Here is a 14006-nt window from a genome sequence, read left to right as displayed (position 1 = left end):
TCGCTCACCTTCTGTTTTTAACGTGCTTTTTGAGAATCCACTTGTTCTCACTTCTTCACTTCTTTACTCCCCTTCTTGCTCCATAGAACAGAGCTCGCGTGTTTGTAGCTCTCTTTAATATCCGGAATGATCGGTTCGGGATAATCCACACCAATCCTGCATTCATACATCTCTTGCTCCATTCCGCTCATCTTCCAGGGCTCATGAATCAACTCCGTGGGGACACCTTTTAACTCATCCACCCACTCCCGAATGAACGTCCCGTCAGGATCATGATCATACCCTTGCTTTACCGGATTATAGATTCGTATCGTATTTACACCCATCGTACTAGCCTGCATCTGAAATTGCGAGTAGTGAATGCCCGGTTCGAAATCGAGAAATTGCTTAGCAAGATGGAGCGATCCTTTCGGCCAGTCAAGCCAGAGGTGATGGGTCAGAAATGAGACCAGCATCGCACGCATTCTGAAATTAAGATATCCGGTAGCATTTACGCTCCGCATGCAGGCATCCACCATTGGGAATCCGGTTTGACCGGTCCGCCACGCCTCAAAGTTTCTCATCATTCCACTCCGAGCGGATATCATCATAGCCCCGATTCATATTTTCGAACTCAATCCGCGGCTCCGATTCAAACTTCTGCACAAAATGGCAGTGCCAACCGAGCCGTGAGCGAAAACTGCGGATTCCTCGCTTAGAGGGTGCTTCATCATAGTGCCGGTCCGCATACTGCACGATCTGCCGGATACTCAGATTTCCCCATGTAATATGAGGCGACAACCTGCTGCATCCATTTCTGGCGGGTCCGGGTGCCGAAATCGATTTGTTGTAATCGGCGCAGCGCTCTAAAACAAAACTATCCAGCAGCTCCCGGGCTTTGGTTTCACCGCCGGGCTGAAAATTTTCATTTCGGGTTTTAAACCGATCCGGCACCTCCGTGTTGATATCGTGCGTCAGTTTATCGTTTAGTGCCAAAGAATTTAGCCTTTCCAGATCCGGATTTTCCAATGGCCGATCCATAATTGACTTCCAGGCTTTTCGCCAGCCATCTCTGTTCATTAGCCCGCGCTGAACCGCATTTGTGGGTGACTCATCCCAGTGTATTCCCCATTCGTTAAAAAGATCGGCCATGCGCAGATCCCTTTGGTAGGTCAGATTGATCCCCGTCTCTTCGTGGCTATAGACGGTTTGGACATCATAGAGCGAATTTATTTTCTGAAATAGAGTTTCAGCTTCCTCATAGGCAATCAGAATATCACATCCCTGATCTCTTAAGTCATCCTTCATCTCTTCTAATGACTCCCACACAAACCGCCAATGGCGATCTCCATAATGAGGATCACTTACTAAGGAAGGTTCAAACAGGTAAAGCAGCAGAGTTGGAAGCACGGATTCCGCAGCACGTTTTAGGGGCTGATGATCTTTGAGCCTGAGATCTCGTTTGAACCAAACAACATTTATTTTCTTTTTTTGCATGCAGCTTTAACACATGCGGCTCAACATTTGTTCAGTAAATTCGTTCGGCTGACTTAATCGAAGAGTGTTTTATTTTCACTGGCTACGTCGTACGGCTAATTTTAATTCGTTTAATTTATTGCAGAAAATGGTATCAAATACTACCCTTTCACTCCTGAAAATACCTTGTAAGCATCCTGTATTGAATCGCTCGGCCCTACGACAACCACATGATCACTTTTTTAAAATCTTAGTCTTTCCGCGGGGCACCACAAATTTATCATCCCTGATAATAGCGGCAACCACGCACTGTTCAGGGATATCAATCTCCTGAATTTCTTTATCCACAACCAGACCGTTATCGGGCACTTCTACGTCGATCAGGTTGGCAGCTCCTCCTTCAATTTGGAAAAGATCTGCCATAACGGGCCGGTCCAGGTAATTTTCAACCATTGCAGAAGTAGCAAATGGAGCGCTGATGCAAACAATCCCGCTTTCTTCGAGCAGAGGCACATAGTCCGGGTCCCGGGCAATAGCAATTACTTTTTTTACACCTAAACGTTTAGCCTGCAACGCAATTATGGAGTTACGTTCATCACTGTTAGTAGCCGCAATAGCCACATCCATTTTTTTGGGTTCCACCTGATTAAGAATATCCAGCTTTGTACCGTCTCCCTGGTAAATCGGCACATTGTATAGTTTTTCCAGTTTTTCACAATGTTCATCGTCCTGCTCAATAAAGGTGATTTGGTATTCGGCGGATCGAAACACCATCCGGAACTCATCTTTTTTCATAAGACGGTCTGCGATATTCATTCCTAAATTACCACCACCAATTATTAATATATTCATATAGGGCCTCCAATAAGCTTGGAATTTTATTTTTAGATGTTGTACAAAAGAGGGAAGTTTAGAAAATTCTGCCCGGTTTTGAGGTTGTAAAAGATAAAGTACTGCGCCTACAGCCGTCAAGCCCGTTCCCAAAACAATACTCTGAAATTCCAGCATGGGTACAAAAAACCAACAAGCAATTATCCCGACAATCGGTACCAGCGGATAAAGAATCACCTTAAAGGGCCTTCTGAGATTGGGCATTTTTTGATGGAGGGCAATAACGGAGTAGTTCACGATACCAATGGCAATCAGGTAACCGAAGCTACTCGCCGATGCCAGCAGGCGCACAACACCGGACGCTCCCAATATGGCAACCAGCCCGGCACAAACGAACAGTGAAATATGGGGCGTTTTGTATTTTTTGTGAAGTTTTGCAAAGAAAGAAGGAAAGTGGCCGTCTCGCCCCAACGCGAACAAAACCCTGGAGCTTGCTCCTAATGTTACACTAAAGGCTGACAGGCTCGCCATAATAGTTGCCAGTATTCCGGCCCAGCGACCCCAGGCTCCGAACAAGTAGTCCGAAATAAAAATAAAAGGCGTGCTCGTCTCAGCCAGGTCTGTGTAGTTTACAACGCCCATCATTACCCACAAAAGCAGCACATAAATAGCAATACCCGTTCCAAGCGTTATAAAAATGGCCCTTGGTATATTTTTAGCGGGATCATTGATCTCTTCGGCAGCAACCGTAATCAAATCAAACCCAACGTACGAAATGTATATCAGCCCCATTGTGGGGAGCAATGGCCCCAACCCCATTGGGGCAAAAGGTTCAAGATTTGCCGGTTCAACATGAAAAGCACCGAGAACGCCGACTCCTATCAGAATGATCAGCTCAATAATATTCATCACGGTTATGAATTTCAAAGCCTCTGCCTGGCCTACAAAATTTGAAGCGGTAAACACCAGTGTTGTTATCACAATAACAGCAATAATGCTAACTTCCGGGAAGAAATAAACTTTAATTGTGAGTGCAAAGATGACTGCGTACAACGAGCAGGCCAGCGTATTACCAATCCAGAAGAACCAGCCGGTGAGGAAAGCTACGGGGCGTGGCAGCGTTCGGCTTGTAAATGAATATCCGCCTCCCGCGATCGGAATGGCAGCCCCAAGCTCGCTGTAGCTGAAGGCGGTGAACAGCGTCAGGCCGCCCATAAACAGATATGCCAGGATCCCAAGCGGACCTGCAGAACCGGCTACCTCGCTGGGAAGTGCAAAGATTCCGGGCCCCATCATGGCACCGATGCCGATCATCACTGCCATGAACAGTCCTACATCTCGTTTAAATCCGGATTGTTCCGCCATCTATATTCCCTGGATCAGTAGTTTTTCCATATTACAGAATGCTATCGAAGACTTCATTCACGTCAATAAAGCCCTAAGGTATAGAACTATTTTTGGCAATTGTAGTTTTCAAATCGATAAAAATTCTCAATTGTTCTTGTGTTCATCCGATTCTGACTGCAGAAGTATCGGAAAAGTATCATCAAGGCTATTATTTTGAACAAATACGCAAACTTTACCCACTCTTGAGAGCTGATCAATTTTCTGAGCATGTTCTTCCTGTTCGCCTCCTTCGGAATATTTTAAACCAAGCATTACTATATCAGAATCGGAGCTGTAATCTTTCAAAATCTCCGGAAAACTGCGTCCCTGTTTCACAATCACCTCGATATCCGCTTCAATTCTGGCTTCCTTCAGCGACCGGGTGATACCCTCACTGATGGTTGTCTGCTGGCCCGGATGATCAATCACTTCGCGAATATTTATCCGTGCCTGCTGCCATTCCGGATTGAGGGTAAGCATGTAAGCCAGTAATATCATCAAATCACCGTTATTATCAGTTCCGCCCCACCAAACATCGATTTTTTGATGACTACTCACCTTCCAGTTTTCGTGATCATTAAAATTGGCTACCACTATATTTTTACCAATCTGCGAAAGTGACCGGATAATCCGGAGCTGATTGATATTGTCACTCAGCGAATCAGACCACCCAAACATGATGGTATTCGTTTTCAAACCGGCTATGCCGTGCCCTTTGGATATATTCAGGATTCCACTGTTCAGATCCTCCACTTCATTCACCTCGCAGAATGTCTCAAGCCCGAAGCTGTTCACCTCACGAATCATCTCCTCCTTCATCCGCTTTCTCTCTTTCCGGTCCGGCCGATCGGATCTGAATACAAGTTTCGATATCGATAATATTCCACGGTCCTGACCGAACGCAGCGGCAAGTTTTACGAGTTCGATTCTATCTTTGATGTTTTTCGCAAACAGGAGCATAATGGGACGCCAGTTTCGCTTCTGTACGTTATATATATTCATTCTGAGCAGAGAAAAACGTGCGATTTTCATCCACATACCGGCGTTAACATCTCCCCACTGCTGTTCCAGTGCTTTCTTCTTAAAGTAGAGATAGAATCCAGCTTCCAGCAAAAAGGCAAGGATGAGAGCAGGCAGGCTGATCAGATACATCACAAAAAGCGAACCCAATGCGCCAATAAGAGAAACGTACCACGGAATCTTGACGCTTGGCCTGTAGGATGGCTCCGCCACGAGATTCTCAATGGTCGCAACCAGGTTGATAATCACATAGAGGGTAAGAAAAAGTACAGTCACAAATTTAGCCACCGTGTTCAGGTCTCCCAGTGCAACTGCCGCAAGAGCAATGGCGCCGGTAATCCAGGTGGCAATGGTTGGCTGTCCTGTTTTTGAAACCTTTGACAGAAATTTAGGAGCAAGTCCGTCGATGGAAAGGGACTGCAATACCCGAGGGCCGCTCAGTACGCTGCCGATTGCCGAGGAGAGTATGGCGCCGCATGCTGCCGGATAGATAAACAGACCGCCCAGGAACGCAATATCAATCCAGGTCTGAAGACCGTACGATTCATCAGCCATGTTCTCTAAAGATACTGCCGCCGAAATGGAAAGAAGTACGGGAATCAGCAGATAGACCCCCAGTCCGGTAAAAACCGAATAGATGGTTCCATCTTTGATGGATATGCCCGGAGTTTTCAGATCTCCGCTCATTGCAATACCGGCCAAAAATCCGGTCACGCCCGGAAAAAATACGGCAAACACGATCCATAGACCTCCATCGGGACTCACGGTTCTGTATTCGGGGGATAGTTCCGGCATCCTGAGTTCATTCAGAAATACGCCCGCCATAAGTGCCAGAATGGAGAGCACTACAAGAATCAGCATGGGAATCTGAAATTTCAGTACAAGATCTGCGCTTTTACCTGATACCAGGGTAATTAGAATAATAATGGCTGCTGTTACAAGCGGAATTGCATATGCTGGCATGGTTCCCCACATTTCCACCGGCCAGAACAGGAGCAGTAGTTCCGAAAGGCCGAAAGCGTAAAAAGTAATGCTCAGTGTGCGACTAATGAAAAATGCCACTCCGATGGCTCCTCCCGTCTCCAGGCCCAGACTCCTGGAAATAAGGTAGTATACCCCTCCAACACCCACTTTTATATTTGTTGCGATGGCGGCTGCGCTAAGCCCCGTGATGAATGTGATCACATTCGCAAGTATGACAATGAAAATCGTAAGCGAAAGGCCAAGATTCCCCACAACCCAGCCAAAGCGGAGATACATAATAAGCCCCAGCACAGTGAGCGTACTTGGCAGATAGACCCCGAGGAAGGTCCCGAATTTCTTTTTTAAAGGTTGCTTCTTTTCTGCCATTTAATGAGTGACCCGACTTGTACGCATTCACACAGTTCTAAAGCATTTAAAGAAATCAATTTTACGGTATATATCGAATTTTTTTAGAAAGATGTCTCATTTTCGTGAATAATGCAGGTTAATAAGAAACAAAAAATAAGATATGGAGCTGTAATTTAGTTTTACACAACCTGTATTAAAACATCCGACTGAGGAATCAAGCGACCAAACGAAACCGGATCTACATCGCAGGACTTCAACAGCGCCTCCACTTCGTCAGCAGAATCGTCTGCAACAGCAATCAGAAGTCCGCCGCTGGTTTGAGGGTCACAGAGTATCAGTTTATCAGACTCATCCTTTAATCGGATTCCACTTCCATAGCTGTCCCAGTTTCGGTGGGTGCCGCCGGGAATACATTTTTGGCTTATATAATCGTAGACCTCCTCAAAAACAGGAACTTTATCCAGTTCAATCTCCGCTGACAAGCCGCTGCCCTCACACATTTCGGACAAGTGCCCCAACAGGCCAAAACCGGTTACATCAGTCATAGCTTTTACGCCCTTAACATTTGCCAGCTCAGTTCCGATACGGTTTAAAGCCATCATGGAGTTGGGCGCAAGGTTAGCGTGATCATCCAACAATTTTCCCTGTTTCTGAGCGGTGGAAAAGATTCCCACACCCAACGGTTTAGTTAAGTAGAGCCTGCATCCGACTGAAGCCGTATCATTCTGCTTCAGTTTGTCCAGCGACACACGGCCTGTAACCGCAAGGCCAAAAATGGGCTCGGGACTGTCGATACTGTGCCCGCCCGCCATCGTTATGCCCGCTTCAGCACAGGTCGCCCTGGCTCCTTCGAGCACCTCCCGCGCAACGTCAGATGAGAGCTTATCGATCGGCCATCCCAAAATAGCAATAGCCAGCATCGGATCTCCGCCCATCGCATATACATCACTGATGGCGTTGGTTGCCGCAATTTTTCCAAATGTAAACGGATCATCTACAATGGGCATAAAAAAATCGGTTGTGCTGATTATTGCAGTGCCGTCGCCCAGATCGTACACGGCAGCATCATCTCTGCTTTTGTTTCCAACAATCAGTCGTGCATCTTCTACCTCAGGTTGGGTAGTTACCAGCATTTGAGATAGAACTCCGGGAGATATTTTACAACCGCATCCGGCTCCATGGCTATACTGCGTCAGTTTTACTTTGCTCATACTTTTTGGCTTTATTTAAAATGGACACTGCATTTTGTCTGTGGTTTACCTCAGGCAGTTTAATGTGAATGACTTTATTTGAATCACGCCTTTCCATGCTTCGCAGGTAGTATTTATCGTAATATGCCAGTGTAATCATCGCAACTTCAAAGTAGTTTTCATTCTTCAAAAAATTAATGGCTTTTTTTTCCCGTAATCCGCCAAGCCTCTTCGAAATTCGGTGAATCGAGTTGGCAAGCTCATCATTATTGCAGACCGCATATTCAGAAACCAAATGCCTTGCTCGCTCCTTTTTGGGTATATCCGCAAAATAGAGCCTGGCATTTCGCTTTTGATCAAAAAACGGCATGGGGATTTTGACTGCGCCGATATTGTGACTTTCATCTTCAACCCAGATTGGTTTATCTCTGTCGAGTTTTGAGATCTCCATGTGAAGATTATTTTCAAACTGCTCAACAGTTGGCTGTTTTCCCTGGTCAATGCCTCCAAAAGCAGAACCTTTGTGGTTGGCAAGACCCTCGAGATCTACAACCTGTTCGCCTAATTTCTTTAATTCATGCAGCACATAAGTTTTGCCGCTGCCGGTATAACCACCCAGTACATTCATTTCGATAGGACGGCCAAGTTCACTCAACACATAATTCCGGTATGCTTTATAGCCACCGGTTACGATCCGAACGTTTTCAAATCCATTCTCTGTCAGGTGCTTTCCAAACGCTTGGCTTCTCATACCGCCACGCCAGCAGTGAACCGTCACATTGCCATCGGGAGCGACATCACGAGACCGGGTAATGAACGATTGAAGCTTTGGCTTCACATACGAATAGCCCAGTTCGGTAGCTTCCTCTTTCGATTTCTGCTTGTAAACCGTACCCACCTCTGCCCGCTCTTCATCCGAAAACAGGGGAATATTTGTGGCACCGGGAATGTGTCCGCTTTCAAACTCACCCGGAGATCGGACATCAATGATGGGATTTGAACTTTCAAGTGCTTCTTTGATAGATACGTCTGAAATCATATAAGGAACCTACAGCTTTTTACTCAGCATTGAACACTTGGTTCACACTAATTTTAAAACATTCAAACACAGGATTAATTCCAAATCGTTCTGATGATTGAGCAATCACGATTCAACGCAGATAGATGATATTAATGCAGATAAAATAGAAGTTCTTTAGTATATGTCGGAAAATATCAGCACGGTCTTCTGCATCATAATCATACAATTTGTTCCCACTGCCTCACCTTTTTTTAACCTGTTTTGATATCAAATATCCGAATTAGCTTTCCATCTAATTCCTTGATTTTTTTATCTTCAATCCGACCCAGTTTTCCAATCACTAACTCTTTATAGATCGTTGCAATCTTGCCAATTCTTACCAGGGAGAATTTCTTAAGTCCGTTTGAAGAATTAGGTCATAGAAGTAAATCTGTTGGTTCTTCCCAGTGAAGTTGTGTTGATATAAAGCTAACAGTGACATCTAAACTCCCTGAAATCAAAATTACAGCAGGTCGTTTTTTACTTCCTGACAAATCTGTGAAAGGAAATGGAATCAGTACTATATCTCCTTTTTTCATTAATACTTTTCTATTAAATCATTCTCATCATACAACTCCTCTTCATCTTGCAGAAACTCAAAGCTTTTTGATTGGCTGGCAAGGGCTTCTAAACCTTTTTGAAGAATCTTCTCTTCATATTTTTTAAACACAAAATCAGCATAATCAGCTACCTCATGCACTTTATCTTCAGGCAGCTTTTCTAAGGTTTTAACGGTACGATCTATCAGTTTTTTTTTGGTCATAGCAAAATCCACTAAGTATAGTATATCAAATACTCATTTATGATGATTATCTCATCATTATAAGCCATTTTAAAAATTAACGAATAATAAACATAATTATGCAAATCTCAGGTTTCACTCCCACCGTCTTGCCCTCTGCTCCCTCCGCATCTCTCCGGAATCGATCATCTCCTGCAGGCGCTCGTTACGTTCGGGTGATTTGCTTGTGAGGTGCCAGTCTCTAAATGTCATTCAGTAATCCTGTTTTTCAAATCCATTTGTTCATGCAAGATTCTTATAATTTCTACTAAATCGGTTTCAATTTTATGGTAGAAGATGATGTGACGATTTGCTTTCAACCCAAACAAGTTGGGAGATATTCCATCATAGTTCTTGCCCACTTCAGGATGGCGAGCTATGTTCTCACAGAACTTAATCAGCATTTCATAATATTTATCCGCTTGTTCTTCTGACCATTCGTCAAATGTATAGTCCCAAATGTTATTTAGGTCTTCCACAGCTTTATTGGTTAGACGATATTCAGCCATTACCCCTTTTTTTCACCTTTAGTTCGTCAAGGTTTTTTTGGGGGTCAAATTCTTGGGCAATTCCACTATCTTTTCCTTCTTGAATGGCGTTTTTCAAAGCGATTGCCTTAGCTTCTTCATTCTCCAACAGACGAAGCCCAGCCCTGATAACTTCACTAACATTTTTGTATCTGCCTGCCGAAACCTGGCTTTGGACGAATTGGTCAAAATAATTCCCGAGTGATATGGATGTATTTTTGCTCATATTTTTACTTATTTTTCAAAATATTACCAATATTTGGTACTATTTTCAAATTACAGCGGCAACGGTAGAAACGATCAAAACTCCCACCGTCTTGCCCTCTGCTCCCTCCTCATCTCTCCGGAGTCGATCATCTCCTGCAGGCGCTCGCTACGTTCGGGTGATTTGCTGGTCAGGTGCCATTGCCCGCAAATCTCGCACTGATAGACGTTTTGCGGTCCCTGATCCGGCTGAAAATTGCGGTGGATGTGAATATCAATCAGGGATGTTTCTGCCAAAAACTTTGTGGAGTATTGATTTTTTCCGGTGGAGCATTTCATGACTCAATATATACATTGAGGTCATACCCTAAAAGATTTCCATGCAGCTCCGAAACTTCTACTTTTCAAAAGTAAGGGCTTTTTGGTGAGTGTCCCTCCGCTGGTTACAACTTTAGTCAATTTTGATCTTGAGTTGTGCAACAGACTCGGCTGGCGGAGGGCAATGGGGGATGATCAGTTATACCTCATAACCAAGACATGGTCAATTCAATACTCAGATAGTCATCCCCCAGCTCTCCTCCCGAAAGCTTTCGGGATCGGGATCGCTTCCCCCTTCAAAGGGGGACTTTAGTTTAATTCCTGAAGAACTGCTGATACAACATCAATCTCTGGAGCTTTCCAGCTCTTCCACAATTCGTGTGGCATCATAGACGTGTCGGAGTGCTTCAAGCATACCGCGCACATCAACAGAGACGGCACGCGCACTGCGGTCGTCCAGAATAAAGGTACTTGAGCCCATACTTTCCACATTACCGTCGAATGCAAGTCCAACAACTTCCAGATTAATATTTACAACCGGTGAACCCGAATTTCCACCGATGATATCGTTGGTAGATACAAAATTGACGGGCGTCGATAAATCAAGTGTGGAAGTAGGTGTGGCCCATCGCTCAGGCAGATCCCATTCAGGTTCACCTGTGTGAGAATAATGGCGATCGTACATTCCGTAAAATGTTGTGTGAACGGGTGCTATGGTTCCGTTATACTCATATCCGGCTGCCACGCCATCCTGAATTCTGGGTGAAAATGTTGCATCCGGTGGGATGCTTGTTCCATAAACGGCAAACCATCCGCGTCCAAGCCGTGTCTGGAGTTCACTTTCTTCCTGCGACAATTCGCGGGAACGCTCGGTGTTTTCAAATAAGGGATCACCAAATGTTTTAAAGTAGGATACAGCCGGATCAGCAGCCGCAGATTCTGGATCATCAATAAGCTCCTCTGTTTGAGCAGCCGTGGCAAACCCGGAATTCTCAATTAGCCGGTCTGCAACATTTTCGTAAGCCAGACCATCTGTGATCTCCATGAGATATGGGTGGTCGGCTCCAAGAGCGTCAGCAAGATAGTTCAGATGCGTGATGATCAACTGTTTTTCAAGAAACTCGGGTTTGTCGCGAATGCTTTGAATCTGGTTCATTAACGTCATTTTCCTCTCCTCATCATCCTCAACACGATCCATCATTGCGTATAAGTAGGCTCTTTGAAGCAGTGCTGCAGAGGCGAAGGAATTAGGTGTTAGCCCAAGTGTTAAATAATTGTATGGAGCAAGAGCAGCTTTCTCTTCCTGAATCTCAGCAATACGGTTTATAATCGGAATATAGGTATCACGCAGTTCAGGAGATTCATTCAGGGCATCAATGAAATTTTGTTCATTATCAACCCGGCGGCCCATCAGGTATTCGTCATTATGAGCAAGAATCTGACCGCCTAAAAGCTTCTGTGAGTTTTTTAAACCAAAAATTGTATTCCGGAGCTGCTGAGCCTGCGGTGTTGTGGAATCATATTCAAAGTACGCTTCAAGTCCTTCAATGATTCTTGTAAACAAGCTGTGTCGAAAAGGAAGATCATACGTCCCGGAATATGCAAGCTGAGCAACTGTGTTAAGCCGGGTTGTCCGACCGGGATTTCCTATCATAAACACACCATCACCCTCTTCAACTCCATTTTCAGCAAATGGGAAATAAAATTCAGGCTCGTAAGGCTCGCCATCCACATACACCCGCAAAAAAGTCATATCCAGGTTATACCGTGGATATGTGAAATTGTCAAAATCTCCGCCGAAATAGCCGATTTGCAGTTCCGGAGCCATCACCATTCTGATATCAGTAAAACGTCGAAAGATATATGCTGAGAAGCGTCCGCCATTAAAGAGAGAAACAACCTGTACCTGTCGGTCGCCATATTCAGCAACCTCTTCAGTGATTTCGGCCTGAACGCGGCTGATCGCTTCCTGACGAACAGCCGGCTGCTCTTCGACCGGAACGGCGTCCACTTCATCCAGAATTTGATCTGTAACATCACGAATCTCGACGAGCTGGTCTACATAGTAATTATCGATTTTGCGTTCATCAGACAGCGTAGTGGCATAGAAACCATCGTCGAGAGTATTTTCACCCTCAAGTGCGATCTGCGTAGTTTGATTTCGGGCACAGTGGTGGTTGGTCATCACCAGACCCATATCCGATACGAACGAGCCGGAACATCCGGGAATGCGAACAGCGCTCATTCGGGCATGCTCGAACCAGGAACTGTCGGGTTCAAAATTGTAAGTTTCGGAGAAATAATCGACCGGTGCATATTCGAAGGTCCACATCCGGCCATTATCCAAAATGGAGGAAGGAACCGGTTCAAATTCCGGCAGCAGGGAAGCCGAAGTTTCCTCTACTTCGGGTTCCGGGGCCGGAGCCGGAGCAGTTGTCTGTTGCGGAGCGGCACAGGCTGTTAATAGAATAAAAAAAGCAATGATGGGTGTGAATAGGTAGTTGCGTGATTTCATCTTTCAGTTCGATCTTTAAGTTCAGAATTGGAAGCTGCAGTCTAAATGGCAAGCTTGATAAAATAAATTGTATTGTTAGGTAACTTATCGGATAAATATGAAAATTGGAATAGATAATCTTTATAGTTTTTGAGTCGTAGAATGTTCAAAATTATGAGAAGTTTGGTCCACATGAATAATACTTCCCTCAAAAACTGCTTAAGTTGTCTTTACCCTTATACTTTAAAATCTAATTGACCGATAGCACACCAATCAAAATAGCTAAAACAAACACTCTATAAGTTAAGATAGGGTTAAAACTCAGTTTTGCTCTACTACACCCGATAGTCGTTCCAGGTTTGTTTGCAGCGGCCGGAATTCTCCCCAACGAATAATCTTGACAATGATGGAAAGAAACGGGCCGGTTTGGGTCAGGCGTTTTGCCAGGTCCGCGATTTTAGCATCTCGTTTTTCGATTGCGAGCGATTTATTTTCTGCCATTCGATATTTGTTTGCAAACTCCCATGCACCATCCCTTGCTATCACAATGCTGAAATTGACCAGCATTTCATCTGCATTCCCTGCAATGCGAATCATCGGGCCAAAGAATAGAGATATCCGGCTCATATTCGAGGTCACATCATCCACAAGTGAAGCAAGAATGGCGTTAATCCGGTTGTAATCTTTGTGAATAGGCTCAAGGTCTTCACCTTCCATGGTTTGTGCGGCTGCAATTCCAAGATCCAGATTGATGTGCGCGTTGATGCCAAGAAGCAGGTGCTGCATAATGATATATCGATCTGATTCAGCAGCATCAAATGCCCGGTTCCAGCTTTGAGTTAACGGCTCCCCTGAATTGTTATAGTAAGCATCAAACGCATCAAAAAAACGCTGAGCAAAAATGGTGTCTAATTTTTCCATTCGCTCGTTATCGTCAAAATTACCGGCATCAATCTCATCTTTGATGCGAATCGTTACAAGCCGGTACAGTACGGCAAAATAGCCGGCACGAAGATTTTTCCGGCTGCACTGTTCAACAATTACATCCATTTTGTGGATTACTTGTTCAATTGAGCCCATATCTGTAAGTCTTCCGATTTACTAAAAGTGGTAGATTCACGAAGCCGGTAACCGGGCAAAAGTGAATCGATTTAGCCCAATATATCAATACTCAGCGTATTCACGAATCAAAAAAAAGAACAGGTTTAAATCTACAAATGACCACATTGATCGTTGAAGTACAATAACCTCATCAAATGAGTTTATTTGCCTTTTCTAAAAAAAGGAAAGCTTTCAATACTACTGACAGTCAGTTTAAGCTTTATTAATATTGAATGGATTTATGGAATGAAAGACCCTTGAATTTTTGGATGACGGACTTGTTTTAAATACCAAAAATTTTAGAATT

General features: G+C 44.4%; 12 protein-coding genes. All 12 read right to left on the bottom strand.

Annotated features, from left to right (window positions below):
- Positions 1–47: 47 nt before the first annotated feature.
- The 12 genes from U5K35_RS08880 to U5K35_RS08825 all read right to left on the bottom strand — a co-directional run bounded on the left by U5K35_RS08880 (position 48) and on the right by U5K35_RS08825 (position 13678).
- Positions 48–566 (bottom strand): FAD-binding domain-containing protein, encoded by a 519-nt coding sequence (locus U5K35_RS08880; protein WP_322571102.1) that lies wholly within the window; start codon positions 564–566, stop codon positions 48–50.
- A complete protein-coding gene (locus U5K35_RS08875) occupies positions 550–1476 on the bottom strand; it encodes a deoxyribodipyrimidine photo-lyase (RefSeq protein ID WP_322571101.1) in 927 nt (308 codons plus the stop codon). Before U5K35_RS08875 ends, U5K35_RS08880 begins: the two co-directional genes overlap by 17 nt.
- 213 nt (positions 1477–1689) lie before the next feature.
- A complete protein-coding gene (locus U5K35_RS08870; RefSeq protein ID WP_322571100.1) occupies positions 1690–3651 on the bottom strand; it encodes an amino acid permease in 1962 nt (653 codons plus the stop codon).
- 126 nt (positions 3652–3777) lie between these two features.
- The gene (locus tag U5K35_RS08865; RefSeq protein WP_322571099.1) at positions 3778–6042 is read right to left on the bottom strand and encodes an amino acid permease; all 2265 of its coding nucleotides are present in this window, start codon (positions 6040–6042) and stop codon (positions 3778–3780) included.
- Between the two features lie 161 nt (positions 6043–6203).
- Positions 6204–7235 (bottom strand): selenide, water dikinase SelD, encoded by a 1032-nt coding sequence (gene selD / locus U5K35_RS08860; protein ID WP_322571098.1) that lies wholly within the window; start codon positions 7233–7235, stop codon positions 6204–6206.
- The gene (gene mnmH / locus U5K35_RS08855) at positions 7207–8253 is read right to left on the bottom strand and encodes a tRNA 2-selenouridine(34) synthase MnmH (protein ID WP_322571097.1); all 1047 of its coding nucleotides are present in this window, start codon (positions 8251–8253) and stop codon (positions 7207–7209) included. Before mnmH ends, selD begins: the two co-directional genes overlap by 29 nt.
- A 559-nt stretch (positions 8254–8812) precedes the next feature.
- The gene (locus U5K35_RS08850) at positions 8813–9037 is read right to left on the bottom strand and encodes a hypothetical protein (RefSeq protein WP_322571096.1); all 225 of its coding nucleotides are present in this window, start codon (positions 9035–9037) and stop codon (positions 8813–8815) included.
- A 227-nt stretch (positions 9038–9264) separates the two neighbouring features.
- Positions 9265–9564, bottom strand: coding sequence for a type II toxin-antitoxin system RelE/ParE family toxin (locus U5K35_RS08845; protein ID WP_322571095.1), 300 nt, complete (start codon positions 9562–9564; stop codon positions 9265–9267).
- On the bottom strand, positions 9557–9808 hold the full coding sequence (locus U5K35_RS08840; RefSeq protein WP_322571094.1) for a type II toxin-antitoxin system ParD family antitoxin: 252 nt from the start codon (positions 9806–9808) through the stop codon (positions 9557–9559). The genes U5K35_RS08845 and U5K35_RS08840 overlap by 8 nt, the downstream gene beginning before the upstream one ends.
- A 74-nt stretch (positions 9809–9882) precedes the next feature.
- Complete coding sequence (locus U5K35_RS08835; RefSeq protein WP_322571093.1) at positions 9883–10125, bottom strand: hypothetical protein; 243 nt, start codon at positions 10123–10125, stop codon at positions 9883–9885.
- Between the two features lie 322 nt (positions 10126–10447).
- On the bottom strand, positions 10448–12619 hold the full coding sequence (locus U5K35_RS08830) for a S46 family peptidase (RefSeq protein WP_322571092.1): 2172 nt from the start codon (positions 12617–12619) through the stop codon (positions 10448–10450).
- 300 nt (positions 12620–12919) lie between these two features.
- Positions 12920–13678, bottom strand: coding sequence for a DUF5995 family protein (locus U5K35_RS08825; protein WP_322571091.1), 759 nt, complete (start codon positions 13676–13678; stop codon positions 12920–12922).
- Between the last annotated feature and the right edge of the window lie 328 nt (positions 13679–14006).

It is taken from the genome of Rhodohalobacter sp. (assembly GCF_034521535.1).
In the GTDB taxonomy this organism is placed as follows: Bacteria; Bacteroidota; Rhodothermia; order Balneolales; family Balneolaceae; genus Rhodohalobacter.
This window is presented reverse-complemented; position numbering and strand designations above follow the sequence as displayed.